Origin of the sequence: Mycobacterium sp. 1245805.9 (assembly GCF_001672915.1) — a bacterium.
In the GTDB taxonomy this organism is placed as follows: Bacteria; Actinomycetota; Actinomycetes; order Mycobacteriales; family Mycobacteriaceae; genus Mycobacterium.
Map to the genome: position 1 here is coordinate 163,711 of NZ_LZKR01000004.1, position 24,604 is coordinate 188,314.

A 24,604-nucleotide genomic window follows, 5' to 3' on the forward strand; every position below is an offset into this window, starting at 1 on the left:
CTTTCGGTTGCGGTGGAGGGTCTTTCAGGCGATCTTCTGCAGGCCGGCGCCGGTCAGCAGGTAGCCCGCGGCGACGGCCTCGGTGTCGGACTGCACCAGCTCGACGACGGCCGCGCCGGCGACCCGCGGGTCGACCAGTTCGCCGAGCTGCTTGACGTATTCCTCCTCCGATCGGCCCTCGCGGGCCGCGTACGCCCGCACGGCGGGGCGGCCGAGCTCGGTCAGCGGCGTGATGCGGGGCAGCAGGGCGGTGAAGCTGATGTCCAGACCCGCGCGGTTCGCTTCGTCCTGGGCGTAGCCGGTGATGAACCGTTGGGTGGCTTTGGCGCCGGCGTACCCGCCGCTGAGCGGTGATCCGGCCAGGGCGGCGCCGCTGCTGAAAACCACCACCCGGCTGCCGGGGCGCAGCGGTTTGAGCAGGGCCTCGCGCAGCCAATGAAAGGCGATGCGCACGTCGGTGTTCCAGTTGGCCGAGAACGTCTCCCAGGTGTGGTGTTGAAGCGGGCGAGGCAACGGGCTTGCCCCGGCCACCAGCACCAAAATCTCTGGGTCGTACCGATCCAGCAGGGTGCCCGGCGCCGATGCGTCGGCCGCGTCGGCGACGACCGCTTCGATGCTGCCGGCGCCGTCGGTGGGGTCGGGAAACGTCGTGGCGGTGCGGGACACCGCGACGACGGAGGCGCCGGCTTCGGCCGCGGCCGTCGCGATGCCGCGGCCCAGGCCCCGGCTGGCGCCCACGATGAGTGCGGTGTGGCCGGATAGGTTGTTCATCTTGTCCTCCTGGTGATGGTGTTATGCGGGCGTTGCCGTCGCAAGCAGCTGGGCGTACTGGCGTTCCAGCTCCTTGGCCGGGGTGCTGTCCCAGCCCGCGGCGATGGAGCGCGAGATCGGGTCGGGGAAGACGTCCTGCTCGCCTCGCTGCAGCGCGTCGAAGACGGCCGCCGCCACCGACTGCGGGGTGGCCTTCGGGATGTCGAGATCGCGGCTCATGTCGGTGTCCACGGGACCGGTGAAAACCGCGAAAACCCGCACGCCCTGCGGCGCCAGGACGGCGCGCAGCGACTGGGTGAGGTTGAGCGCGGCCGCCTTGGAGACCGAGTAGGCCGGGATGATCGGCAGCGGCGCCAACGCGTTGACCGACAGGTTGTTGATCACCGCTCCCCCGGAACGAATGAGCGCCGGCAGGAACGCCTGCGTCACCGCATGGGTGCCGAACAGGTTCACGGCGAGGTGGCGTTCGAGCACGGCGGGATCGCTCAGGTCGTCGTAGAGCGCGATGCCGGCGTTGTTGATCAGCACGTCAAGCGATTCCACCGTCGCGGCGGCCGCGCGGATTTGCGCCGCGTCGGTGACGTCGAGCGCCACCGGGACCACCCGCTCGTCGGGAAATGCGGAACCGTCTCGCGAACCCGCGTAGACCCGGCTGGCTCCCCTGCGCAGGGCTTCCTTCACGAAGGCCCGACCGATGCCGCGGTTGGCACCGGTCACCAAGACCGATTTGTCCGCGACTGTGTCCTGTGCCGTGTCCTCTGCCAAACCCATGACAAGCCCCTCTCAAGCGAAAAGCCCCCGCACGGGGGTGTGCGGGGGCGTCGATGGTGTAGCGGTCGAACTACAGGTATAGACAGTTCCCGTCGCGGAAACTCATCGCAAAGCCGGACCCCAATTTCCGCGGGTGGCGCGCCGCGGGGCGTCGGCTTCTGGCAACCTCGGTTGTCATCGCGGCCGGGCGTGCCTTAGTTCACCCGGCCGCAACAAAACTGGGGTTGCCTTGGGCGGGGATTTCGGAAACGGGGAGATAGGGCCGACAGATGACGACAACACAGCCTCGACGGGTGGAACGACGCGGCTTCATCCAGCGGCTCACCGAGGTGTGCGTCCGCTACGTCGAACGCCTCATGCCCGACCCCTACCTGTTCGCGGTCATCCTCACCCTCATCGTCGTCGCGCTGGTGGCGCTGCTGGTCCGGGGCGCGTCGGCCTCCGGCATTCTCAAGGCGTGGTACGGCGGGGTATGGGGACCGCAGAACATCTTCACCTTCGCGTTCCAGATGGTGCTCGTGCTGGTGACGGGTTACACGCTGGCCGAGGCGCCCGCCCTCAAGCGCGCCATCGTGCGGCTCGCGAGCAAGCCGAAGAACCAGGTCCAGGGCGCCCTGCTGTGTTTCGGGGTCAGCACCGTCTTCTCCCTGCTGAACTGGGGGCTCGGTTTGGTGGCGGGCGCTCTGGTCGCGCGGCAGGTGGCAAAGCGCCTGCGCGGGGCGCATTTCGGCTACCTGATCGCGACCGGGTTCATGGGCTACATCGTCTGGACGCAGGGCCTGTCGTCGTCGATCGCGCTGGCCAACACCGACACGACGAGCCCGATCAACGTGATCCACAAGATCGCCGGGATCACCGTGCCGTTGACGCTGACGGTTTTCCAGCCCTACAACTGGATCGCGGTGATCGCCGTCGTCGCCCTGCTCGCCGTCGCGATCTGGCGCATGGAGCCCAGACATGGCCTCGAGCCCGATCCCGCGGTCTTCGACGAGGAGCCGGAGCCACCCGCGCCCGACGGCAAGCGGACGTTTGCCGAGTGGTTGGAAAACCTGTGGATTCTCAACGTCATTGTCTTCGTCGCGGGCATCACGTACTTCGTGCTGAGCGGCTTCGCGCTGAACATCTCCTCGATGATCATGCTGTTCACCATCACCAGCGCCCTGCTGCACCGGACGCCGATTCGCTTCATCCGGGCGTTTTCGGGGGCGGCGAAGGTGTCCGGCCCGCTGCTGCTGCAGTATCCGCTGTACGGCGGGATCGTCGGTCTGTTGGGTTATCTGCCCACCGGATCGGGCAAAGCACTGCAGACGGTGCTGGCCGAGGCGCTGGTGCGGGGCGCCGATCAGTACACGCTGCCCTTCCTGACGTTCGTCGGGTCGGTCATCATCTCCCTGTTCGTGCCCTCCGGCGGGGGCCACTGGGCGGTGCAGGGACCGATCGCCGTCGACTCGGCGCTGGCCATCGGGCAGCACTCGCCGGCATACCTCGGGCTGACCTCGATGTCGGTCGCGGTCGGCGAGGGGGTCGCGAACATGATCCAGCCGTTCTGGCTGCTGCCCGTGCTCGCCATCGCGAAGCTCAATGTCCGCCAGGTGATGGGTTTTACGGTGATCGCCTTCCTGATCGGTTTCGCGGTCGCCAGCGCCATGGTCCTCATTGCGCCGTATGTCATCTGACGCGCCCGGCTCCCCCACGGCACGCGTCGACGAGGCGTATCGGCGCGTCGCCGAAGCCGACCGGCCCGAAATCTGGATCACGCTGCGCGCGCGGGACGACGTGCTCGCCGACGCCGGCGCGGTCGAGCAACGGCTCGCCGCGGGAGAGAGCCTGCCCTTGGCGGGACGGGTGGTCGCCGTCAAGGACAACATCGACGTGGCGGGCCTGCCGACCACCGCCGGCTGCCCCGGATTCGCCTACCTGCCGGCGGCAACCGCGGCCGCCGTGGAGCGGCTCCGCGGCGCCGGGGCCGTCGTGCTCGGCAAGACGAACCTCGACCAATTCGGCACCGGTTTGGTCGGCACCCGCAGTCCCTATGGCGCCGTACGCAATTCGCGCGATCCGCACCTGGTCGCCGGCGGCTCCAGTTCCGGGTCCGCCGTGGCGGTCGCGCTGGGCATCGCCGACATCGGCATCGGCACCGACACCGCGGGTTCCGTCCGGGTCCCGGCCGCGCTGAACGGGATCGTCGGCATCAAACCCACGCTCGGCATCGTGCCGACCCATGGGGTCGTCCCCGCCTGCCCGAGCTTCGACGCCGTCTCGGTGCTCGCGGCGGACCTCGCCCTCGCAACCACCGCGGCACGGGTGATGGCCGGGCCCGATTCCCGCGACGCCCGCAGCCGCACCTGGCCGGCCGACGTCCGCCTGGCCGCACCCGGCACCCCGCGCGTGGCGGTCCCGCAAGCCGCGAACCTCACCGCGCTCAGCGTTGCCTACCGAGACGCGTTCGAGCGCAGCGTGGTTCGCGCGTCCGACGCGGGACTGAGCATCGAACCGGTCGACGTCTCCGTACTGCTGGAGGCGGCCCTGCTGCTCTATGACGGCGCGTTCGTCGCCGAACGATACGCCGCGGTCGGCGAATTCCTCGACACCGCGCCCGCGGGTGCGGACCCCCACGTGGCGGCGATCATCACCGCGGGACGCCAGATCACCGGCGCCGCATTCGCCGCGGACCTGGACGCGCTTGCCCGCGCGCGGGTCGCCGCCGCGGCCCTGCTCGCCGGTTTCGATGCGCTGCTGCTCCCGACCACGACCGAACACCCCGCGTTGGCCGATGTCGAGGCCGAGCCGTTGTCGATCAACCGGCGCATGGGCACCTACACCAATTTCTGCAACCTGCTCGACATGGCCGCGGTCGCCGTTCCCGGGGTTCCGACGGCCACCGGTGCCCCGTTCGGCGTGATGATCGTCGTGCCCGCGTTCCACGACCAGATCGGCGTCGACATCGCCGCGCGCCTCGGCGGGGCTGTACCTCCGCTTCTGGTCGAAAGTGGCTGCGAGGTAGCGCTATTCGGGTTGGAACCCGTGCGCCGGCAACTCGAACTGCTGGGCGCCCGTCACGTCGGACGTGTCACCGCCAACGCCGGACCCGGAGCGCCGTCGGGTGCCGAGCTGTTCCGGGTCTCGGAAGCCGGGCTGGGGCGCCTGATGGCGGGCCTGCCCGCGCCAGCCGCGGCGACGATGGTCGAACTCGAGGACGGCCGCACGGTCACCGGGCTGGCCGAAAAGAACTGACCGGCGGCTACATCCACAGTTTGGCCAGCGAGTCGGCCAGCGCTTCGGGGTCCTGCTTGTCGGTATTGCAGCTGATGGCCAGGGACGTGTTTCGGTCCTTGCTCACGCGGAAGGCCGTGACGAACCCGCCCCATGCGCCGTCGTGATCGAGCGTGCCGTTGGCCATCAAATAGATCCCGGCCCCGTACCGATCGGCGCCGCCCGGTTCGGTCGGCACCGCGCCGGCCAGTTGTGCATCCAGGAGCGCGGGACCGCCCACCCGGCCGGTTCGGTAATTGTCGGCCCATCCGACCAATTGGCTTGGCGTGGTTTGAATTCCGCCGTCACCGACCTGCTCCCAACGCGATTCGATCGCCCGGTATCCCGTGCTGCTGTTCTCGTACGGGACGGCTTTGTCGGGAATCGGACCGGCGGGGTCCAGGACGATGGCCAGCCCGAGCGGACCGAAGATGCGTTCGGTGAAGAACTGCGGCAACGGTTCCCGCGCGACCCGGCGGACGATCTCGCCGAGCAGCAGGTAGTTGGAGTTCGAGTACTCGAATTGGGAGCCGGGCGCAAACTCCAGCTTGGGCACGCCGGCCACGGCCTGCAGGGCCTGGTCCTCGGTGGTGCGGTCGGCGAGCTGGTATCCCTGGGCCTCGAGAAGCCCGACGTACTCCGGGATCCCGCTGGTCTGGTGCATCAGCTGCGCGACGGTGACGGTGCCGGCCCACGTCGGCAACTCGGGTAGGTATCGCGACAGTGGGTCGTTGAGCGCCAGCTTGCCTTCGGCGACGAGCAGCAGGAGCCCGGTGGCGGTGAACTGCTTGGATACCGAGGCGATGTCGAACACCGTTTGCGCGGTGATGGCCTTGCCGCCCGACATGTCGGCGACACCGCGGGCGCCCGTCCACACCACCTTGCCCTTGACGCCGACAGCGGCCGAACATCCCGGCGCGCCGGCCTTGATCGCGTCGTCCAGCACGCTCTGGCTGCGGGCGGCCGCGTCGGCGTGATCGGTCGATGGCGTGGTGGTGGGTGCGGGACCGCGAGCGCCGGCGCAGGCGCCGACCAGCAGCAAGACCGCCAGACACGCGAACCGCCGACCCATACCGTGAATGATCGCGCTCGGCGCGAGGCCCCGCAGAGAAACGACGCTAAGGGGTGGTGGAGGTAGGGTACGCGGCAGTGCCATCGAGGTCACTCAGCGATCTTCAGGGAGTCGGGATGTCGGGTCGTATGTTCTCGTTCGAGATCAACCGGACCAGCAGCGCGCCTGCGGCCACCTTGTTCCGGCTGGTGACCGACGGCGCCAACTGGTCGAAGTGGGCCAAGCCGATCGTCCTTCAGTCGAGTTGGGCGCGCCAGGGCGATCCGGCGCCGGGCGGCATCGGGGCCATCCGCAAGGTGGGCTTGTGGCCCTTGCTCGTGCAGGAGGAAACCGTCGCCTACGAGCAGGATCACCGCCACGCCTACAAGCTGGTCGGGCCGCCGAGCCCCGCCAAGGACTACTCCGGCGAGGTGATATTCACGCCGAATCCGGCGGGCGGCACCGACATTCGCTGGACCGGCGCGTTCGTCGAGGGAGTCCCCGGGACGGGTCCGGTGATGCGGGCGGCGCTCGGCGGCGCCGTCCGGTTTTTTTCGGGCCGGCTGGTGAAGGCGGCCGAACGCGAGGCACACGGCGGACGGTAGCGATTACCTTGGCGGGCAAGGTCTTTCGAGACGCTTAGGGGTCATTGGCCTGTTGCTCGGTGGTCTGCGCCTGCTGCATGTCCTGTAAGAACTGCTGCTGGGCCGCTTCGTTTTGTTGTTCGGCCTGCTGCATGGACTGTTGCATCTGCTGCAGCGCAAGCTGTTCCTGCAGCTGGGCCTGCTGCTGAGCCCAATCGTCGTCATCGGCCGCGAGTCCCCCGAAGGGACCGGCGGCGGGCGCCGATCGGGCCGCGTCGGTCAGGCGCACGGAGCCGGGCGCGGCATGCGGGGCGTCGGGGCGCGCGGCATCGAATAGCGCGATCATCGCCAGGGTCGCGACCCCGGCCAAACCCAGCCGCACCATTCGCAGTCGCCGGCGCCGATCAGGGGCTGTGGTTGTCATCCTTCAGGTATCCGCCCCGTCGCTAGCCGCAGGCTGGGAAGGGGCTATTGCCCGCATATGAGACATATTTCGACATCGAAAAGGTTTAAAACGAGACTCGGACGGCCAAATATTAAGGGCGTCGTGTTTGGGTTTGCCCTGCACTTCGGTCGCTTCGAAGAGGTGAACGAATGAAAAGATTCGTTATTTTCGGTATAGCGGCCGCGGCGTGGCTAGGCCTGAGCGTTCCTGTGGCGCAGGCGGATATCGGCGGAAACGTCCCCGGCCCCGGATTGTGCGACTACCCGGGTGTGGGCGGGTCGGGCATGGAGATGGGGGCCTACCACTACTGGTGCGATTTCCCAGTGGAGGAGAACGGTAGTCACTGGCACTGCGAGTACGGCGGCGGTGCCGTGCAGGGTGTCGGCGGCGTCAACATCCTCATCTTCAGCGCCTCGGTCATCACCCCGCTGGGGGTGCTGGAGGGTTCGTGCTCGTTCCGCTGCCCGGACGGCTCGCTGTCGGCCGCCCCGAACCCGCCCGGGGCCTGGAAAAACGCGCTTCACCCGAAAAAATGCGTTCCAGTAGAAGTGGCGCCGACGTCTGAACCGAATACCGCGTTGCCGCCCTGGCCCGGGCAGCTTCCGGGGGTAACGAACCCGGCCACCCCCAACCCGGTGACCACGGAAAACCCCTAGCTGCCCTTTTCGCTTTCGTACTTTTTGGTCATGTGCTCGACGGCCTGCAACTGCGACTGCGCGAGGCCCTCGCGAACCTGCCCGGCGCGAGCGGCGGCGTCCAGCGTCGGTTGCGCCTGACCCTGGAAGTGCGGGATCACCTCTGCGGCGAACAGTTCGGCGGACCGCTTGGTGGCGGCGGGATTGGCCCACTCGTGGCCCATCTGCAGGAAGCAGCCGAAGCCGCCGGATTGGTCCCAGAGCCGCTGGACCTGGGCCCGCGCCCGCTCGGGCGTGCCGATCACCCCGGCCCCGCTCTCGTTGATGATGTCGATCATCTCGTCGAGCTGCTCCCCGGGCATCGTCATCTGGGGGAAGGCCGCAACCTTCTGGAAGTAGTTGAACCACGACTCGATGCCGAATTTCACGTCGGCGCGGGCCTGCTCGTCGGTCTCGGCGATGTGCATCGGCCCGACCAGGCTCCAGTCCTTGCGGTCGACCTGCGTGCCGAAGGCGGCGGCGCGTTCCTCGACGATGCCCCAGTGATAGGACAGCGCGTCGAAGCCCTCGACGATAAGCGTCGCCCCGATGGACAACAGCCCGATGCCGTGCTTGCCGGCCAGCCGCGCGCCGGGCGGCGAGGCGACCGCGGCGACCGCCAGCGGGATGCCGCCGTCCGAGTACGGGGCCAGCTGCAATTTGGCGTCGAAGAGCTGGTGCGTGGCGGTTTTCGCGCTGACCGTCTCGCCCGCCAACAGCCGCACGACGATGTCGAGGTTGGTTTCCAGCAGCTCGCGCGTGTCGGTGGGGTTGAGCCCGATCATCGCCGAATCCGTCGGCAAGGAGCCGGGTCCCATCCCGCCGATGATGCGCCCGTGCGTGAGGTGATCGAGCAGCATCAACCTGTCGGCGACCCAGAGCGGGTTGTGATAGGCCAGCGAAATGACCCCGGTGCCAAAGCGAATGCGCTTGGCGCGTTCGGCGGCCGCGGCGATGAAGACTTCCGGCGAGCTGATGATCTCGCTGCCCGCCGAATGATGTTCGCCGATCCAGGCTTCGTCGAAGCCGACCGCGTCGAGGTGTTCGACGAACTCGAGATCGCGCTGCAGGGCCAGCGTCGGGTTGGTGCCGGCCCGGTGGAACGGGGCGATGAAATATCCAAACCTGAGCTTGGCCATGGGGATCCCCTTGCGGTCGAGTTGACCGAACCATAACGCAAGCCGCCGTTGGTTAGGGCAAAAGGGCGGACCCCAGATATTGCTCAGCCGGCGGGGCCAGATTCACATGACCCCACCGGCTTGGGAGCAAGTCCTTGCCGTGGCGGTGTGTTAGCCGCCGCCGCAGATGTTGCCGATGCAACCGCCGCCGCCGCCCGGTCCCCCGCCGCCGCCACCGACGCCGGGGATGCCGCCGCTCCCCCCGCCGGGACCGCCGCCGCCGCCGGTGCCGCCGGGAATGCTGCCACCGCCGCCGCCCGGGCCGCCGCCACCGGTCGGGCCGCCGGGGACGGTGCCGCCCCCGCCGCCGGGACCGCCGCCGCCCGTCGGGCCACCCGGCTCCGTGGACGGCGCGGGCGCCACGCTGGTCGTAGTAGTAGTGGTGGTCGATGGCGTCGTGCTGCTGCTGCTCGGCCCCTTACTGCCGCCGCCGCATCCGACTGCCAACACGAGCATTGCCGCGCCGCCGAACAGCGCGACGGCATTCCTAGCTCCAGATCTCATCGCCGAACCCCCACTCTCCACTCGCGCCGCTGTAGATGCGGACCACTTGTCCGTACCCGGGCATGCGGGTGCACAAACGAGTTGGGGATCTTGGTCGGTTCAGCAGTCGAGGCCGGAAACGCACGCGGTGAGCGTGGCGATGTGCACGCCGCTGCCGCCCACGGGAGCGGCCGCGTCCGGGTGGGCCGCGGTCGCGCTGGGCGACGGGTGCGGCGTCGGCGTCGCCGCCGTGGCCACCGGGCTAACGCCGCCGAATCCGATTGTCGCAGCGAGGACGGCCGCGCCGCCGAACACCGCGATTGCCTTCTTAACCTGTGCCTTCATCGGTCCGTCCTCTCCTCGCAGGGTCACTCACTGCGGCTAACCATACACATGCGCAACTATTGCTACAAGGGAGAGTTTTCATGGCGTACAACACTCTCCCCAGGTCGCCGGGGCACGGATCTAGGGGCAGCCCGCCGCGCAGGCGTGGCGCCGCACGCGTCGGAAAAAGCGCGCGACGAAATGAGCCCGGCGATAGCCGCGGCAAGGTCAGCAAATAGTTCGCGACGTCGCTCGCCGCGATGCGGCCTAGTCTTCCTTGGTGATCAGCCTGCGCAGCGCCACGCGGTCGGGCGTTAGCAGCTCCTCGATGCGCGGGTGGTTGACCTCGGCGACGATGATCTCGCCCACCTCCTGGTTGACCTCGCTGAAGATGCCGTGCGACTTCATCTTCGAGGTCTGATACAGGTTGTCCTCGGTGGGCGTCACGTAATAGACCGCGTCGGCCTTGAAGCGGTGCACCAGCCAGAGGTGGATCAGGGTCATCAGGCGCTTTTGCCGCAGCTTTTCGGCGAACGTGTTCTGATCGCGCACCGTGAGGATGCTGCGGCCGTGGCGGTCCTTGATGGGATCGAAGACCACGTTGGCGAGCTGCTCGTCGCCGTTGCCGTGGATCCCCAGCACGAGCACGTCCGAGCCGGCGCGGCGGGGCCGCAGCTGCACCCGGAGCTTTTCCCCGAGGTGGTAGTGCTCGCTCCACAACGCCAGCCATTCCTCGAGCAGCTTCTTCGGCACTTCGGTCTGCACGAGGTGCTGGTGCTGGGTCGAGCCCTTGCCCATCGCCTTGGTGGTCGCGGTGCGTCCCGAGGACGCGGCCAGCGCGGCGTCGCTGCGCGGGCCGCCCACCAGGGTTTGCGGTGTGCGGTACGGCGACTCGACGAGGCGCATCTTGCGCTGCAAGCGGGCCAGCGCCAGCATGCCGTCCTGTCGCAGGGCGGTGGCGAACTCCTCGGCGGCGACGCCGTCGATCTGGTGTCCGCCGTAGGTGATGAAGTTGAAGACGAAGCCCATCTTGCCGAGCTCTTCGGGGAAACGCTTCATCTCCTCGTCGGTCATGCCCGTGGTGTCCCAGTTGAACGACGGCGAGAGGTTGTAGGCCAGCATCTGTTCGGGGAACTTGGCGTGGATGGCCTCGGCGAACTGCCGTGCGTCGGCGAGATCCGCGGTCTTGGTTTCCATCCAGAGGATGTCGGCGAACGGCGCCGCCGCGAGCGACTTGGCGATCGCGTACGGAATGCCGCCGCGGATCTGGTAGTAGCCCTCCGGCGTCTTCGCCAGCTCGCAGTCCCACGGCGAGTCGACGCCCAATTCCCTGGCCTTCTCCTTGGCCTCGTAGAGCGACGCGTGCTCGGCGAACTGGCGCCACTCCTCGGGGCGCATGCCCTTGGGCTCCTCCTCCTCGCTCTCCCCGAACGCGAGGACCTCGGCCACGGCCTCGGCGTAGGTCATCAGCCCGGCGTCGTCCTCCCAGGCGGCGACGAACCGCGACTCGACCTGGTCGAAGAGGTCGTCGATCGATTCCTTGCCGTTCTCCCGCCAAGTGTTGACGGCGTCGGAGATCACGCCCTGAATGCCTTGGCGCTCAAGCCATCCGGTGGCGTTGGCGTACTCGGCGTCGGACATGGCGTAGAGGAGATGGCCGTTGAGCTCCTTGACTCCCAGCTCGTAGAAGCGCCGAACCAGCGCCAGGAAGCAGGCCTTGTAGGACGGAATCTTCAGGTTGGTGGCGCCGAGCAGGAACGGCTGGTCGCGCTCGTCGGCGCGGCTGTCGATCAGGTTGGCCGCCTCGGCGTCGGTGCGCGCGACAATGATGCCGGGCACCCGCATCACGTCGAGCTGGAAGCGGGCCGCGTTGAGCCGCTTGATCTGTTCGTCCGACGGCACCAGAACCTTGCCGCCCTGATGGCCGCACTTCTTGGTGCCCGGGCGCTGGTCCTCGATGTGGTAGCCGGGCACGCCGACCTCCACGAAGCGTCGAATCAGGTTGCGCACGTGCGGGTCACCGCCGTGCCCGGTGTCCGCGTCGGCGATGATGAACGGCCGGTAGTCGTACTCCGGCGCCGTCGCGCGCTGCTGTTCGCTCATGTTCCGACGCATGTACTGCTGGTTGCGGTCGGCGGTGAGGAGCGCGCGCACCAGCACGGCCGCGTCGTCGGGCACCTGGCTCAACGGGTAGCTGGCGAGGTCGGGTCCGGGGTCCTCGGTCGTGGAACCCTTGGCCGACGTCGCCCATCCGCCGAGGTAGATCCCCTCGATGCCCATCCGCTTCATGCTGACCGCCTGGCCGGGCGAATACGGGCCGAACGTCGTGATGCTCTTCTTCGCCGCGAAGAGTTCGCGCAGCCGGTCGTAGAACGCCGCCGCCGCTTCCCGCGCCACGGTGTAGTCGGTCGGGATCGTCCCGCGCTGCTCGGCGACCTGGCGGGCCGTGTACAGGCGGGTGATCCGGGCAAAGCGCGAACTCTCGAAGTATCGCTGCGTAGCCTCGACGTCCTGCTCGAACGGCGTGCGGACCTCGGTGTCCGTTTCGATGATAGCCATGGGGTTACGCTCCTCTTCAGCAGACTCCGCTGACGGTGAGTTTATCCCCGGACATGGTGGTTCAATCAGGGGTCAATAGTCCCGATCCGCGCCAACACCCAGCAAAGCGCATCGGCGATCGGTAATCTCCCCACCGTGCAGACGAGCTTGCGCTTCGAGCGTTGGTATCTTCCCCTCGCGGTTGCGGTCGGGTTGGGCCCCAGCCAGAGCGACATCCGGTTGGACGCCGGCGTGCTGCACGTCAAGATGGGCTGGGCGTTCGAAGCCGACATCCCATTGGCGTCGATCACCAAGGCCGAACCGGCCACCGAGCGCGTGTTCAGTTGGGGCGTGCACTATTCCGGGGGTCGCTGGTTGGTCAACGGCTCGGGCAAGGGGCTGGTTGCGTTGACGATCGAGCCCCCGGTGCAGGCGAAAGTGTGGATCAGGTCGGTGACGCTGCGTTCCTTGTGGGTCAGCGTGACCGATCCGGACGCCCTCATCGCCGCCTGCTCTGGGCGCTCAACCAATCCCGCTGGCGGCGGATGAACCCGGCGCCGACAGCCTTCCCGTGGCCGGGCACGTAGACGGCTTGGGGCCCACCGATCTCGAGCACCCGGTCAAGGGTTGCCGGCCACGCCGCCACGTCGGAATCGGCGTCGATCGCGGGGTCGGCGGATTCCTCGACGAGATCACCGGTGAACACCACGACCCGGCCGGCACCGGACGCCGAGACGACCAGATCCGACGTGGTGTGACCGTGGCCCGGGTGGGCGATCGTCGCGGTCCGGTCCCCGAGGTCGATGACAGCGTCATAGATCCCGTGCTGCGGAGGGCGCAGGGCGGCGATCGCGCGGTCGATCTCGGCCGTATCGGCGCCGTTGCTCAGCGCGTCGGCGCGAAGCTCGTCGGTCGCCGTCGATAGGCACTCGACGACCTCGGGTGCGCAGTACATGTCGGCATCGGCGAACACCGATGAACCCAGGACGTGATCGAAATGCTTGTGTGTCAACACAACATGGGTAACCGAGCGTCCCGCGATCTCGCGGACGTCGTCGTCGATCGCGGCCGCTTCGGCGAGCGTGGTCCCGGTGTCGACGAGCAGCGCTCCGGTCCGGCCGACGATCAGGCCGACCGTGACGTCGCAGAAGGGAAGCCGGCAGCGATGCACGCCGGCGGTCAGCTCCTCCCACGCGAAATGCACAAGGCAGACGGTAGCGCCGTCCGCCAGCACAACGCGTCGGAAAAAGTTGACATGTCGGAATTTTCCGACATATATTGCGCGGGTGGCCGCCGACCGCGTCTTTCTCGCCCTGGCCAACCCGGTGCGCCGGGAACTGCTGGCGATCCTCGCCGGGCGCCCTCTGTCCGCGGGCGAACTCAGCGACCGGTTCGAGCTCAGCCGCCCGGCCATCGCCGAGCACCTCAAGGTGCTGCGTGACGCCGGGCTGGTGGCCGACGAGCCGCAGGGCCGCCGGCGCATCTACCGGCTGACCGCCGAACCGCTGGCGGAGCTCGGTGAGTGGCTGCATCCGTTCGAGAAGTTCTGGCGCGCCCGGCTGGCCGGGCTCGCCGAGGCGGCAGAGGAGCTGGAATGAGCGAGACGCCCGCAACGATCCGCGTGGACCAATTCGTCGCGGCGCCGCCGGCGAAGGTGTGGCGGCTGCTGACCGAACCGGAGCTGATGCGACTGTGGTGGGCCGAGGGTGAGGTGGCCGCGGTGGTCGGCCATCAGTTCACCCTGGACATGCCGGGCTACGGCAAGCAGCCCTGCAAGGTGCTCGAGGTCGATCCCCCGCACCGCTTCGTCTACACGTTCACCGCGGCCTGGACGCTGACCTGGCGCCTCGAGCCGGAAGGCGGCGGCACTCGGGTGTTCTTGGAGCACAGCGGATTTGACCTGGACGACACCAGGATGGTCGAGGCCTTCGAGCGCATGGGACCCGGCTGGCGCGACGTCGTTCTCCCCCGCCTCGCCGGGACCGTCGCGCGGGCCTGAGGCGCTCGGCGGCGTGTGCGACCATCACACGATGCGCGCAGTCGTCATCACCAAGCACGGCGACCCGTCGGTCCTGCGGGTCCAGGAGCGACCGGACCCGCCGCCACCGGGCCCCGGGCAGTTGCGGGTCGCGGTGCGGGCGGCCGGCGTCAACTTCGCCGACCACCTGGCCCGCGTCGGCCTGTATCCCGATGCGCCGAAGCTCCCGGCGGTGGTCGGCTACGAGGTCGCCGGGACGGTCGAGGCCGTCGGCGACGGCGTCGACCCCGGCCGCGTGGGCGAGCGGGTATTGGCGGGCACGCGATTTGGCGGCTACGCCGAGGTGGTCAACGTGGCGGCGAACGACACCGTCACGCTGCCCGCCGCGGTGAGCTTCGAACAGGGCGCCGCCGTCCCGGTGAACTACGCGACCGCCTGGGCGGCGCTGCATGGTTACGGATCCCTGCGCGCCGGCGAGCGCGTGCTGGTGCACGCGGCGGCCGGCGGGGTGGGCATCGCCGCCGTCCAATTCGCGAAGGCCGCCGGGGCCGTGGTGCACGGCACCGCGTCGCCCGCGAAGCACCCGAAGCTGGCCGAGCTCGGCGTCGACCGGGCCATCGACTACCGCCGCGACGGCTGGTGGAAGGGCCTGGAGCCCTACGATCTGGTGCTCGACGCGCTCGGCGGCACGTCGCTGCGGCGGTCCTACGCGCTGCTCCGCCCGGGCGGAAGGCTTGTGGGCTATGGCATTTCGAACATGCAACACGGCGAGAAGCGCTCACTGCGCGCGGCCGCGCCGCATGCCCTGGCGATGCTGCGCGGTTTCAACCTGCTCGACCAGCTCTCGGAGTCGAAGGCCGTGATCGGGATCAACATGCTGCGGCTGTGGGACGACCGCGGCACGCTCGAGCCCTGGATCACGCCTCTGGCCAAGGCGCTCGACGACGGCACGATCGCGCCCGTCGTGCATGCGGCGGTCCCGTTCGCCCAGGCGCCGGAAGCGCACCGGATCCTGGCGGCCCGGGAGAACATCGGCAAGGTCGTGCTGGTGCCCTGAGTTTTGGCGCCGCGACAATGGCTATCTAATCCGTTATGGCTATCTCCGATTCCCGCGAAGTCGTCATCGACGCGACGCCGGACGAAATCATGGACGTGCTGTTCGACCTCGAGTCGTTGACCGAGTGGTCCTCGTTTCACAAGAAGGTCGAAATCCTCGAACGCGACGAGGAGGGCCATCCGAGCAGATCGCGGCAGACGGTGAAGATCGTGGGTGTCAGCGACGAGCAGGTGCTCGACTACTCCGCGTACGACGACGGCGTGGGCTGGACGCTGGAGAGCTCCAAACAGCAGCGCGCACAGGAGGGCCGCTACACCCTGACGCCCGACGGCGACTCCACCCGGGTGCGTTTCGATCTGACCGTGGACCTTTCCGCCCCGGTCCCGGGATTCCTGGTCAAGAGGGGGGCCAAGGGCCTGATGGAAACCGCGACCGACGGCCTGCGCAAGCGCGTGCTTCAAGTCAAGGGCGGCAAGTAGGTTCCGGACGAGTCCTTCCCGACTGGCCGTCGGCGAGCGACACTGTCCTGTATGGAATCGCTTCACCGCTTCGCGCCGGTCACCGCCGGGCTGGCGCTCCTCGTCGCGCTGGCCGGCTGCGGCGGCCAGGGGGGCAGCCATTCGACCGCCCCGCAGACACCCAAGGTGACGACCCTCGGCCGGACCGTCGCGCAGGCGCCTGGCGACGGTCCGCTCACCATCGGCAGCCCGGCATTCGCCGACGGCGCGTCGATCCCGGCGCAGTACACCTGCAAGGGAGCCAACGTCGCGCCACCGTTGACGTGGTCGGCGCCGTTGGGCGGTGCACTCGTCGTCGACGACACCGACGCGCCGCGCGGTCCCTACGTGCACTGGATCGTCGTCGGCATCCCACCCGGTCCCGGGAGCACCGCGGACGGCCAGACCCCGGCCGGAGCGAGCAGCCTGCCGAACTCGGCCGGGCAGGCCGGCTACAGCGGGCCCTGCCCGCCCGCGGGCACCGGGGTGCACCACTACCGGTTCACCCTTTATCAGCTTCCCGCCACCTACCAGCTCCCCGCGGGACTGGCCGGGGCGCCGGCGGCGCAGGCGATCACGAAGGCGGCGGCGGCCCAGGCGCAATTCACCGGAACCTTCGAAGGCTGATGACCCCAGCGGTGGCGCCATGCCGGCACAGCCGACGTTAGACGTAACGCGGGCAATACAATTCGGCCAGCTCGTCAATGCGACCGCCGCGACACCGCCGGGCGATCTGACGAACAAGGCCGGGCAGGCCCTGAGCGCCGGCGGCGTCGCCTACACCGTCGTCACGACGATCTACGCCAACGATCTGGCGACCGACATGAATCCCGGCCGCGCCGAGAACGAGGTCTCCATCGGGCTGATCTGCCAGGAGGACAAGAGCGGCGACGTCGTGATCGCGATCCGCGGCACCGAAGGGTGGCTGGAATGGATCCACGACGCCGAATTCGGTTTGGTGCCATGCCCTTTCCTGGCCGGGGCCGGCCACACGGAAGACGGCTTCACCGAGATGTACGAGTCCTTGCGGACCGGAACCCGACCGGATTCGCCTACCGTCGTCAAAGGACTCGCGGAGCTTACGTTCCCGCAAGCCGTTGGCGCCGTGGCGATCTGCGGTCACAGCCTCGGAGGAGCCCTGGCGACGCTGTTGGCCCTCGACCTGGCGGCGAACACGGGGTTCAGCGCCCCGGCCGTCTACACCTACAGCAGTCCGCGCACCGGGGATTCGCTGTTCGCCCGCACCTACGACCAGGTGGTCAAGAACTCCTATCGCATCGCAAACCGCCTGGACATCGTCCCGGCGTTACCTCCACCCGTCGAGTACGAGCACGTGCTCACCCGGTTTTGGCTGAACCCGGTTCGGCTGGTGCCACTGCCGCCCAAGGCATTGGTCAAATACTCAGTGCCATGCGAACATTCGCTCGCGACCTATCTGCATCTGCTGTCGCTGCAATCCGGCGGCCCGGTCCTGCCCCTGCAACCCGCCTGCAAGCCCACCTAGTCCGCCGGCGTCCGGGTGGCGAGCCGAAGCAACCCGCGACGCAACCGTTTGTCGCGCTTGCCGGCGTCGAGCTCGATCAGGGCGATCTCCGCAACGGCCGCGACGAGCAGCACCGCGACCGGTTCCGGGGGCGTCCATCCGAGCGCGACCAGGTCGGGCACAATCTGCGCGGCCGCGCTTTCGTTGCGGGCGGCCACCAAATCGCTCAGCCCGGCCTCGGTGCGCGACTGCACCAGCAACGCCTTGGTGGCCGGCTCGGCCAGGCAGCCGTCGAGGTAGGCGTTCATCCCCGCCTCGAGCCGCTCACGGCCGGGCGGCAGGTCGGCGCCGGCCGCGGCGATCGAGTCCTGCAGGTCGTCGTGGAACCGGTCGTGAAGTGCCCGCACGTATTCCGATCGGCTGGGCCAATGCTGATAGAAGCTGCCCTTCGCCATGCCGGCCTCGGCGACGATAGCGTTCACGGAGATCCGGGCCAGGTCGGCGGACCCCAGCAGCCGCTGCCCGGCGTCCAGCAGCGCATTGCGGCCCGGCTCAGGCGATCTCATCGCGCGGCCACCCTGCGCTGACTGCGACGGGCCAGCATCTCGCCGTACTGCTCGCAGACGTGGATCACGCCGGTGAGTTGATAGGTGATCCACCCCTTGTGGGTCGAGGGCAGGTTCTTCTCGAAGACCCGGTGCCCGACGATCTGGAGGGCCCATCCGCCGACGAACATCGCGGCGCCGATCCTCGGCTTGGCGAAGATCAGGGGTAGGCCGGCCGCGATGATCGGCGTGCCGACGAGATGCGTGGCCCGAACCCCTTTCGAGGTGTGTTGCGTTCGGTAGTAGGCCATCTTGTCGGCAAACGGCGCTTCGGGCGGCGGGGCTGGCATCGCTGGTCCCTTCTTGTCAGGGCGGTCCTGTCGTTGTAGCGTAAGCCATGACCGACCAGTCGGTCAAAATTCTGAGAGGAACTTCCATGGCGACTGTTCAAACCCGGGCGGGCCGCGTCGCATACCACGAATCCGGTAGTGGCCCAACCGTTTTGCTGCTTCATGCCTCGCTGCATGACCGGCACGACTTCGACCCGATCGTCGAGACGCTTGCCCGGAGCTACCGCACCATCGCGGTGGACTGGCCCGGGCACGGCGAATCCGATCCGGTCGAGTCCCCCATGTCGGCCAGCGCGCCGCTCTTCGCCGACGTGCTGGAGGACGTCGTCGACGGCCTCGGCGTATCGGGCGCAGTGCTGATCGGCAACTCGGTCGGCGGGTTTGCGGCCGCGCGGCTGGCGATCAATCGGCCCGAGTGCGTCGGGGGCCTGATCCTGGTCAACACGGGCGGTTTCGTGCCGTTGAACCCGGTGGTCCGGGGCTTCTGCCGGGCGCTCGGCACGCCTGCGCTGTTCCGGCGGGCCGCCCCGCTTTTCGTCCGCGGCTACATGAAGCCCCGCACCGACGACGATCGGCGGATCGTCGAGCGCGCGACCGCGGTGGCGAAAACACCCGAGGGCGTCCGCACCGGCGCGGCGCTGTGGCGCAGCTTCGCCACGCCCGAGCACGACCTGCGCGGTCGCGCCGGCGAGCTGACCGTGCCCACGCTGATCGTGTGGGGCAAGAAGGACATCGCCATACCGTTGCGGGCGGGACGCGCGACCCACGACGCCATCGCCGGTTCCCGGCTGGAGATCCTCGACACCGGGCACGTCGTCTTCTCGTCGGATCCCGGCGGCTTTCTCGCCGTCGCCCAGCCTTTCCTGGAATCCGTCAGCCTGCGGCGGTGATCGGGCGCGTGACGATAGGTTTCGCGAAGGAGGCGGTGCGCCCGCGCCAAATTCAGTACAGGGGTGACCAGTTCGACGTGCGCAGCAGTCGGCTCTCCCACTGGTCGCGGTACTTCAAGGCCTCGTACATGTAGCTGCCCGGCGCACGGTGCTCTGGCGGAGTCTCGGTGGTCAGCAGGTGCACCAGCGCCGCATAGTTGTTGGCGTCTTCAATCTTCTGCCACAGCATGGCTTCTCGCCGGCGATAGCTCCCATGCGCGACCTGGAAGCACGCCTGGATGTCCAGGATCCGCATCGGCCGCGGGGCCTTGGAAAGCACCCGGTAGTAGATCTCGTCCCACATGCGGATGTAGTCGTCGAGCGGGGCGGATGGCCAGCCGGTGTCCTCCATGAACAGGCTCAGCGCATGAGTGGCCCCATCGGTGGGCACCGTCGCCAGGTCGACCGTCTGCAGCGGTGACCAGGACACGGGCAGCAGCAGCTTGCCGGTCACCTCGTGGCGCAGGTTGTCCAGCTCGCGCATCCATGGCCGAAGGTCGCCGGTCTGGGCACGGTGGACCAGGCTCTCCCACGCCGCACCGTCGCTGATCGCGGTGATGGTGACGACGTTGTAGGACACCCCGGAGCCGTGGGCGTGGTTGGTGTACCAGAGCAGCCGGGCATCGTCCCCCTCGGCCAGCATGGGCATCCAGCCGTCGCGGTAGGCCGCTTCGAATTCCTCCTGCCGAGAGCCGACCACCCTGTGGGTCTCGTGAAGAAACAGCACTGGCACTCCCTGACTTCAGGCACTATCCGCGATGAGCGCGGCGATCTGACGGCGGCTGACCTTGCCGGTCGCGTTGTACGGGATGCTGTCGACGATCGTCAGCCGCTCGGGCAGCTTGAAGTAGGCGATCAGCTCGCGGCAGTGCGACCGCAGCTGCTCGAGTGTCACTGGGGCGCAAGCAACTACGGCCGCCCCGACGCGCTGGCCGAGCTCCTCGTCGGCGACGCCGGCGACCGCGACGTCGCTCACCGCCGGATGGGAACGCAATGCCTCCTCGACTTCGACCGGCCCGAACTTCTCTCCCCCACGGTTGATCGTGTCACTCAGCCGGCCGCACGGGAAGATGTAGCCGTCGGCGTCCCGGCGGGCGAGATCACCGGTGTGCAGCCACCCCTCGGTGACGTTCTGGGTGGTGTTCACCCACAGCTCGCCGACCGTTCCCGGCGCGACGTCGTCGCCGGTGACGGGGTCCACCACGCGCACGTCGACGCCGGGCAGCGGCCGGCCGACCGAACCGGCCCGGGCCGCATCCCGGTGGTCTTGAGGCAGCAGCGTCGTGTACGCCCCGAGCGTCTCGGTCTGTCCGAACACGTTGGCGAAGGCGACGTGTGGAAGCGCGGCCATTGCCCTGCGCACCAAGGCAATTGGCGCGGCGGCGGCCCCGTACGCGATGGCGACCAAGGACGACAGGTCGCTGGTCGCAAAGTCGGGGTGATCGAGGATGCGCTGCAGCATCGTCGGTACCAGGAAGGTGGCCGTGACCCGGTGCTCCGCCACCAGCCGCAGCCATTCGCCGGCGTCGAAGCGCGGCTGCACCACCGACGTGCTGCCCGAGTACAAGCTGCCGAGCGTGCCCAGCGCGCCGCCGACATGAAAGAAGGGGACACACATCATGCCCACCGCGGGCGGGGCGTCCGGCCGGAACGGCGCGGCCATTCCCTTGATCCGGGCGCTGAGCTGCCGGGCGGAGATGCCGACGGCCTTGGGAAGTCCGGTCGTGCCGCTGGTGAACAGCACCAGGGCTTCCCCGTCGTCGGGGGGCGGTCCGGGCTCGGCCGCGTCATCCGCGAGGTCGGCGACGGTCAGGACGGTCGCTGCACCCGCGTCGCGCACCCGCTGCACGTACTGCTCCCCCGCGACGGCGACGTCGGCGCAGCCGGCGTTTTTCAGCAGTCCCTGCAGCTCCGGCGGCGTCAGCGCGGGATTCATCAGCGCGGCCGCGGCGCCGAGGCGCGCCGCGGCGAGCAAGGTCGCGATCGACATCAGGCTGCCGTTGTCGACAACCGCGACCCGCTGGCCGGCCGCCACGCCACGGTCGGCCAGGGTGGCCGCGCAGCGCCGAACCGTCGTCGCCAGTTCGCCGTAGCCGATGGTGCGCCCGTCGATGATCAGGGCAGCCCGGGCGGGATCGCCGGTCGCGGCGGCCTCGTGTATCGTCCCGATCTTCATCCGCGGTCCCTAATACAGCGGCGACCAGGTGGAGGTGCGCAGCAGCCGGCTGGTCCACTGATCGCGCAGGTCCAGCGCGTCGTACATCCAGGTCCCGGGGGCGCGGTATTCGGCGGGAATGTGGGTGCGGAGCAGCTCGAGCAACGCCTCCGGCCTACTGATGCGCTGCATCAGGATCACCTCGCGCCGCACGTGGCTGCCGAGGGCGGGCTGGAAGGCGGCGTGCATGCTCAGCATGGATGACGGTTGGTCGAGGCCCTTGGCGTAGACCTCGCCGCATCTGACGATGTACTCCTCGAACTTGTCCTCGTACGGCCACATGGTGTCTTCCATGTAGAGGCTCATCTCGTGCTCTCGCCCGTCGACCGGCACCTCCTCGAGGCGGACGTCCTGCAGCGGCGACCACGGCAGCGGCACCAGCAGCTTGGCGTCGACCTCGTGGCGCAGCTCGTCGAGGTGGCGCATCCACTCCTGCAGGTCGCCCTTCTGGACTCGCTGGGTCAGCCGCTCCCAGGCCGCTCCGTCGCGAACGGCGGTCATGGTGACCACCGTGTAGGCGGGTCCACTGCCATGCGCCTGGTTCGTGTACCACAGCAATCGCGCGTCGTTCCCGGCGGCGAGCATGGGCATCCAGCCTGTTCGAAATGCGGCCTCGAAGTCATCCTCGCTGCGGCCGCGGACCTTGTGCACCTCGTGCATGAACAGCACGCACAGACCTCCAGATTCGGGACGCCCGCCCGATGAGCGCCCTCAATCAACGGACCGTAGCCAACCAAATTTTCGGGGCGGCGCCGGGTATGCCTTTGCACGACCGCATGCGGGCGCCGACCTAGACAGCCGAGTTGAGAATCTGGTTTGCTCCACTAGGTAACGATGTTCCCCGGGCAGGAGTTCACGGATGGCCCGAGTCAATGTTCCGGATGGCCCCGGCGGCGAAGCCGCCATGATCTGGTCGCTACGACCCCAGCTCGGCTCCATGGTCGAGCGGATGATCAGGGGCGCGTACCAGCAGAGCATGCTGCCGGCCGAGGAGCGGGAGCTGGCCCGTATGCGCATCGCCCAGATCAACGACTGCGTCGCCTGCTCTGACTTCCGCGCCCAGTCGGTCCTGGACGCCGGCATCGCCCCCGAGCTGTACGACAATGTCGCCGCCTACGCCAGCTACCCGGGCTACACCCCGCGCCAGCGGCTGGCCATCGAGTACGCGGAACGCTTCGCCACCGACCACGCGTCGATGGGCGACGCGTTCTTCGCTCGGCTGCGCGAGTCGTTCTCCGACGAGGAGATCCTCGATCTCACGCTGTGCGTGGCGGTGTTCCTCGGCCTGGGCCGTTCGCTGACCGTCCTGGGTGTCGACCAGTCCTGCGCCATCGACCTCTGACCCCGTCGGGAAGGACCCAATGGACCTCGCCTCGGTCGATGAACTGCTGACCACCACACGCGCGGTGCGCAGGCGCCTCGACCTGAACCGGCCCGTCGGTCGCGACGTGATCCTCGAGTGCATCCGCCTCGCCATGCAGGCCCCTACCGCGAGCAACGCGCAGGACTGGCGATGGCTGGTGATCACCGACGCCGACAAGCGGGCCGCGATCGGCGACATCTACCGCAGCGTCGGCGCCGAGTACCTCGCGTACGCGGCCAAGGAGGCGTCCGATCCCCAGACCCAGCGGGTCTACGCCGGTGCGCTGGCCCTGACCGACACGCTGGCCCGGGTGCCCGTGCACGTCATCCCCTGCCTGGACACCCGCATCGACAACTCGAATCTGCTCACCGCCGCGTCGGCCTGGGCGTCGATCATCCCGGCCGGCTGGAGCTTTTTGCTGGCCCTGCGGTCCCGCGGGCTGGGATCGGTGTGGACGACGATGCACCTGGCCAAGGAGCAAGAGGTGGCCGAGTTGCTCGGCATCCCGCCCACGGCCACCCAGGCCGCGCTGTTCCCGGTCGCCTACACCGTCGGCACCGACTTCCGGCCGGCGTCGCGCCCGCCGGCGGAGACGATCACTTATTGGGATAACTGGGGAGCCAGCTGATGCAGTCCTACACCGTGCGATTTCACGTCGACGCGCCGCCGAAAAAGGTGTGGCGGGTGCTTCACCCGCCGGCGCCGCCCGACGCGCCGCGACCGCGGGTCCTCACCTGGCCCACCGGCAGCATGGAGATCCTCAACGAAGGCAACGAGGCCGGCGAGGGCTTGGTGCGCACCTGCATCTTCCCGGTGCCCAGGTATCTGCTGTCCGGCGGCAAGGGGCGGTCCTGGGAGAGCGTGACCGAGGCCGAGATCAACAAACTGTCGCGCTATGTGGCGGTCGGTGCGCCGCTGTGGTCGCGCGCCGAGGGCTATCACGAACTCGAGGAGCAGCCCGACGGCACCACCGTGCTGACCTTCCACGAGACCTACCACGCCTATAACCCGGTGCTGCGCTTCTTTCTGGAACGCCCCGTGCACGCGCGGATTTCTCGCGACAACCTCGAGGTGTACGAGCATGCGTTGGGCTACGCGGGGAAGGTGCGCCGCCTGACGTAATGCCCTGCGCGGGCTGGCGGGAGCTTGTCACATTGGCCACTGAAACGAGACACAGAACAAACCGTCCGTCCGCGTGGCAAACGGATCTCGTTCGACTGGAAGCCTTTTATCCGGCGGACCGAATGTTTGGTTAGACCGTTAGACGCTTGCCTAAAAAAGGGTGACGCGATTTGTGCGAAAACCGACTATTTCGGGAAACTGCGCCCTACCGTGGGCTCCGCCGTGAATTTCCGTTCTCATCGTGCGGCGGACGCCACGGGTTCTCCAGGCCCGAGGGAAGGGGTCAGGATATTGATCAATTCGAGAAAAGATATTCGCCTGGTACAAGTTCCGTCCGTGGCGCGTTACGCCGAGCGGCTTCGTTCGGCCGATCTGCGGGTGACCCGCCCGCGGATTGCGGTGCTCCATTCGGTGAACCTGAATCCGCACGCCGACACGGAAACGATCATTGGAGCCGTGCGTTCCTGTCTGCCGGACGTGTCGCGGCAGGCCGTGTACGACATCCTGCACGCGCTGACCGCCGTGCGGCTGTTGCGGCGGTTCCAACCGCCGGGCTCGGTCGCCCGCTACGAGACCCGCGTCGGCGACAACCACCACCACATGGTCTGCCGGACCTGCGGGGCGATCGCGGACGTCGACTGCGCCGTCGGCGCGGCACCCTGCTTGTCCGTTTCGGACACCAACGGCTTCGACCTGGACGGGGCCGAGGTCATCTACTGGGGCCGGTGCCCCAGCTGCGTGACGGCGGACGCCATGGCCAAGCAGGAGGGCGGCCCAGCCGATCCCGTTCCGGACGAACCGCCCCGCATGGGCCACTCCCACCCTCTGCTGATGGAGACCCACTCATTGCCGCTACCTACCCCGGCGCCGGTGGAATGGGTCGCAGTGGCGACGACCACGGCTAACATCCCGGTCAATACCCCGGTGAAACCGGTGGGCGTCGGGACTGGCGGCGTGGGCGCCAACAGCACGTCCGGCGCGCTCGGCGATGAAC

General features: G+C 68.4%; 29 protein-coding genes and 1 pseudogene. 16 read left to right on the forward strand and 14 right to left on the reverse strand.

The window, feature by feature from the left end; translation table 11 throughout:
- Positions 1 to 24 precede the first annotated feature (24 nt).
- Positions 25 to 771, reverse strand: a complete 747-nt coding sequence (locus A9X00_RS01130; protein WP_067147946.1) for an SDR family oxidoreductase — start codon at positions 769 to 771, stop codon at positions 25 to 27.
- A 21-nt stretch (positions 772 to 792) separates the two neighbouring features.
- Positions 793 to 1,542: an SDR family NAD(P)-dependent oxidoreductase gene (locus tag A9X00_RS01135; protein ID WP_067147950.1), complete on the reverse strand. Its 750-nt coding sequence runs from the start codon at positions 1,540 to 1,542 to the stop codon at positions 793 to 795.
- A 269-nt stretch (positions 1,543 to 1,811) separates the two neighbouring features.
- Here A9X00_RS01135 and A9X00_RS01140 point away from each other — a divergent pair, with 269 nt between their 5' ends.
- The gene (locus tag A9X00_RS01140) at positions 1,812 to 3,218 is read left to right on the forward strand and encodes a TIGR00366 family protein (RefSeq protein ID WP_067147953.1); all 1,407 of its coding nucleotides are present in this window, start codon (positions 1,812 to 1,814) and stop codon (positions 3,216 to 3,218) included.
- Complete coding sequence (locus tag A9X00_RS01145; protein WP_067147956.1) at positions 3,208 to 4,776, forward strand: allophanate hydrolase; 1,569 nt, start codon at positions 3,208 to 3,210, stop codon at positions 4,774 to 4,776. Before A9X00_RS01140 ends, A9X00_RS01145 begins: the two co-directional genes overlap by 11 nt.
- Positions 4,777 to 4,783: 7 nt before the next feature.
- Here the strand turns inward: A9X00_RS01145 and A9X00_RS01150 are convergent, their stop codons facing one another.
- Entirely contained in the window at positions 4,784 to 5,866 is a 1,083-nt protein-coding gene (locus A9X00_RS01150) for a serine hydrolase (RefSeq protein ID WP_067147959.1), read from the reverse strand.
- A 116-nt stretch (positions 5,867 to 5,982) separates the two neighbouring features.
- On the opposite strand from A9X00_RS01150, the gene A9X00_RS01155 reads away from it, so the two are divergent.
- Positions 5,983 to 6,450, forward strand: a complete 468-nt coding sequence (locus A9X00_RS01155) for an SRPBCC family protein (RefSeq protein ID WP_067147962.1) — start codon at positions 5,983 to 5,985, stop codon at positions 6,448 to 6,450.
- 34 nt (positions 6,451 to 6,484) lie between these two features.
- Here A9X00_RS01155 and A9X00_RS01160 read toward each other — a convergent pair whose 3' ends face one another.
- Entirely contained in the window at positions 6,485 to 6,853 is a 369-nt protein-coding gene (locus A9X00_RS01160; protein ID WP_156771870.1) for a hypothetical protein, read from the reverse strand.
- Positions 6,854 to 7,023: 170 nt separating this feature from the next.
- Here A9X00_RS01160 and A9X00_RS01165 point away from each other — a divergent pair, with 170 nt between their 5' ends.
- Complete coding sequence (locus A9X00_RS01165) at positions 7,024 to 7,530, forward strand: hypothetical protein (RefSeq protein WP_156771871.1); 507 nt, start codon at positions 7,024 to 7,026, stop codon at positions 7,528 to 7,530.
- Here A9X00_RS01165 and A9X00_RS01170 read toward each other — a convergent pair.
- From A9X00_RS01170 to aceA, 4 genes are all read right to left on the reverse strand, one after another.
- Positions 7,527 to 8,687, reverse strand: coding sequence for an LLM class flavin-dependent oxidoreductase (locus A9X00_RS01170; RefSeq protein ID WP_067147971.1), 1,161 nt, complete (start codon positions 8,685 to 8,687; stop codon positions 7,527 to 7,529). The genes A9X00_RS01165 and A9X00_RS01170 overlap by 4 nt on opposite strands.
- A 150-nt stretch (positions 8,688 to 8,837) precedes the next feature.
- On the reverse strand, positions 8,838 to 9,230 hold the full coding sequence (locus tag A9X00_RS30430) for a hypothetical protein (RefSeq protein ID WP_067147975.1): 393 nt from the start codon (positions 9,228 to 9,230) through the stop codon (positions 8,838 to 8,840).
- A 99-nt stretch (positions 9,231 to 9,329) separates the two neighbouring features.
- A complete protein-coding gene (locus A9X00_RS30435; RefSeq protein WP_067147978.1) occupies positions 9,330 to 9,554 on the reverse strand; it encodes a hypothetical protein in 225 nt (74 codons plus the stop codon).
- Positions 9,555 to 9,800: 246 nt separating this feature from the next.
- Complete coding sequence (aceA, locus tag A9X00_RS01185; protein WP_067147981.1) at positions 9,801 to 12,092, reverse strand: isocitrate lyase ICL2; 2,292 nt, start codon at positions 12,090 to 12,092, stop codon at positions 9,801 to 9,803.
- 135 nt (positions 12,093 to 12,227) lie between these two features.
- Here aceA and A9X00_RS01190 point away from each other — a divergent pair, with 135 nt between their 5' ends.
- Positions 12,228 to 12,620 carry a hypothetical protein gene (locus tag A9X00_RS01190; RefSeq protein WP_067147983.1) on the forward strand — a complete coding sequence of 131 codons (393 nt, stop codon included), beginning with the start codon at positions 12,228 to 12,230 and terminating at the stop codon, positions 12,618 to 12,620.
- Here A9X00_RS01190 and A9X00_RS01195 read toward each other — a convergent pair.
- Positions 12,571 to 13,275, reverse strand: a complete 705-nt coding sequence (locus A9X00_RS01195; protein WP_067148132.1) for an MBL fold metallo-hydrolase — start codon at positions 13,273 to 13,275, stop codon at positions 12,571 to 12,573. The genes A9X00_RS01190 and A9X00_RS01195 overlap by 50 nt on opposite strands.
- 82 nt (positions 13,276 to 13,357) lie before the next feature.
- On the opposite strand from A9X00_RS01195, the gene A9X00_RS01200 reads away from it, so the two are divergent.
- The 6 genes from A9X00_RS01200 to A9X00_RS01225 are packed head-to-tail and all read left to right on the forward strand — an operon-like array spanning position 13,358 to position 17,107.
- Positions 13,358 to 13,669 (forward strand): helix-turn-helix transcriptional regulator, encoded by a 312-nt coding sequence (locus tag A9X00_RS01200; RefSeq protein ID WP_156771872.1) that lies wholly within the window; start codon positions 13,358 to 13,360, stop codon positions 13,667 to 13,669.
- Positions 13,666 to 14,070 carry an SRPBCC domain-containing protein gene (locus tag A9X00_RS01205; RefSeq protein WP_067147986.1) on the forward strand — a complete coding sequence of 135 codons (405 nt, stop codon included), beginning with the start codon at positions 13,666 to 13,668 and terminating at the stop codon, positions 14,068 to 14,070. Before A9X00_RS01200 ends, A9X00_RS01205 begins: the two co-directional genes overlap by 4 nt.
- 31 nt (positions 14,071 to 14,101) lie before the next feature.
- Positions 14,102 to 15,106, forward strand: a complete 1,005-nt coding sequence (locus A9X00_RS01210; RefSeq protein ID WP_067148139.1) for a medium chain dehydrogenase/reductase family protein — start codon at positions 14,102 to 14,104, stop codon at positions 15,104 to 15,106.
- Positions 15,107 to 15,141: 35 nt separating this feature from the next.
- On the forward strand, positions 15,142 to 15,585 hold the full coding sequence (locus A9X00_RS01215) for an SRPBCC family protein (RefSeq protein ID WP_067147989.1): 444 nt from the start codon (positions 15,142 to 15,144) through the stop codon (positions 15,583 to 15,585).
- 51 nt (positions 15,586 to 15,636) lie between these two features.
- Complete coding sequence (locus A9X00_RS01220; RefSeq protein ID WP_067147992.1) at positions 15,637 to 16,230, forward strand: YbhB/YbcL family Raf kinase inhibitor-like protein; 594 nt, start codon at positions 15,637 to 15,639, stop codon at positions 16,228 to 16,230.
- 19 nt (positions 16,231 to 16,249) lie between these two features.
- Positions 16,250 to 17,107 (forward strand): lipase family protein, encoded by an 858-nt coding sequence (locus A9X00_RS01225; RefSeq protein ID WP_067147995.1) that lies wholly within the window; start codon positions 16,250 to 16,252, stop codon positions 17,105 to 17,107.
- Here the strand turns inward: A9X00_RS01225 and A9X00_RS01230 are convergent.
- A complete protein-coding gene (locus A9X00_RS01230) occupies positions 17,104 to 17,652 on the reverse strand; it encodes a TetR/AcrR family transcriptional regulator (RefSeq protein WP_067147998.1) in 549 nt (182 codons plus the stop codon). The two genes, A9X00_RS01225 and A9X00_RS01230, sit on opposite strands and share 4 nt — an antisense overlap.
- Positions 17,649 to 17,981, reverse strand: a complete 333-nt coding sequence (locus tag A9X00_RS01235) for a DUF962 domain-containing protein (RefSeq protein ID WP_197515008.1) — start codon at positions 17,979 to 17,981, stop codon at positions 17,649 to 17,651. The genes A9X00_RS01230 and A9X00_RS01235 overlap by 4 nt, the downstream gene beginning before the upstream one ends.
- 86 nt (positions 17,982 to 18,067) lie before the next feature.
- On the opposite strand from A9X00_RS01235, the gene A9X00_RS01240 reads away from it, so the two are divergent.
- Positions 18,068 to 18,871, forward strand: a complete 804-nt coding sequence (locus A9X00_RS01240) for an alpha/beta fold hydrolase (protein WP_067148001.1) — start codon at positions 18,068 to 18,070, stop codon at positions 18,869 to 18,871.
- A 52-nt stretch (positions 18,872 to 18,923) separates the two neighbouring features.
- Here the strand turns inward: A9X00_RS01240 and A9X00_RS01245 are convergent, their stop codons facing one another.
- From A9X00_RS01245 to A9X00_RS01255, 3 genes are read right to left on the reverse strand one after another with little or no spacing between them, the layout of a single operon-like run.
- Complete coding sequence (locus A9X00_RS01245; RefSeq protein ID WP_067148003.1) at positions 18,924 to 19,637, reverse strand: hypothetical protein; 714 nt, start codon at positions 19,635 to 19,637, stop codon at positions 18,924 to 18,926.
- A 15-nt stretch (positions 19,638 to 19,652) separates the two neighbouring features.
- The gene (locus tag A9X00_RS01250; RefSeq protein ID WP_067148006.1) at positions 19,653 to 21,086 is read right to left on the reverse strand and encodes a class I adenylate-forming enzyme family protein; all 1,434 of its coding nucleotides are present in this window, start codon (positions 21,084 to 21,086) and stop codon (positions 19,653 to 19,655) included.
- A gap of 9 nt (positions 21,087 to 21,095) precedes the next feature.
- Positions 21,096 to 21,785, reverse strand: coding sequence for a hypothetical protein (locus A9X00_RS01255; RefSeq protein WP_232006638.1), 690 nt, complete (start codon positions 21,783 to 21,785; stop codon positions 21,096 to 21,098).
- Positions 21,786 to 21,984: 199 nt separating this feature from the next.
- Between A9X00_RS01255 and A9X00_RS01260 the strand changes: the two genes are divergently transcribed.
- The 4 genes and pseudogenes from A9X00_RS01260 to A9X00_RS31580 form a co-directional block, all read left to right on the forward strand.
- Positions 21,985 to 22,467 carry a carboxymuconolactone decarboxylase family protein gene (locus A9X00_RS01260; RefSeq protein ID WP_067148012.1) on the forward strand — a complete coding sequence of 161 codons (483 nt, stop codon included), beginning with the start codon at positions 21,985 to 21,987 and terminating at the stop codon, positions 22,465 to 22,467.
- Between the two features lie 19 nt (positions 22,468 to 22,486).
- Positions 22,487 to 23,116, forward strand: coding sequence for a nitroreductase family protein (locus tag A9X00_RS01265; protein WP_067148015.1), 630 nt, complete (start codon positions 22,487 to 22,489; stop codon positions 23,114 to 23,116).
- Positions 23,116 to 23,610, forward strand: a complete 495-nt coding sequence (locus tag A9X00_RS01270; protein WP_067148018.1) for an SRPBCC family protein — start codon at positions 23,116 to 23,118, stop codon at positions 23,608 to 23,610. The genes A9X00_RS01265 and A9X00_RS01270 overlap by 1 nt, the downstream gene beginning before the upstream one ends.
- A 318-nt stretch (positions 23,611 to 23,928) precedes the next feature.
- Positions 23,929 to 24,381: pseudogene (locus A9X00_RS31580) on the forward strand (Fur family transcriptional regulator); the annotation flags it as partial.
- Between the last annotated feature and the right edge of the window lie 223 nt (positions 24,382 to 24,604).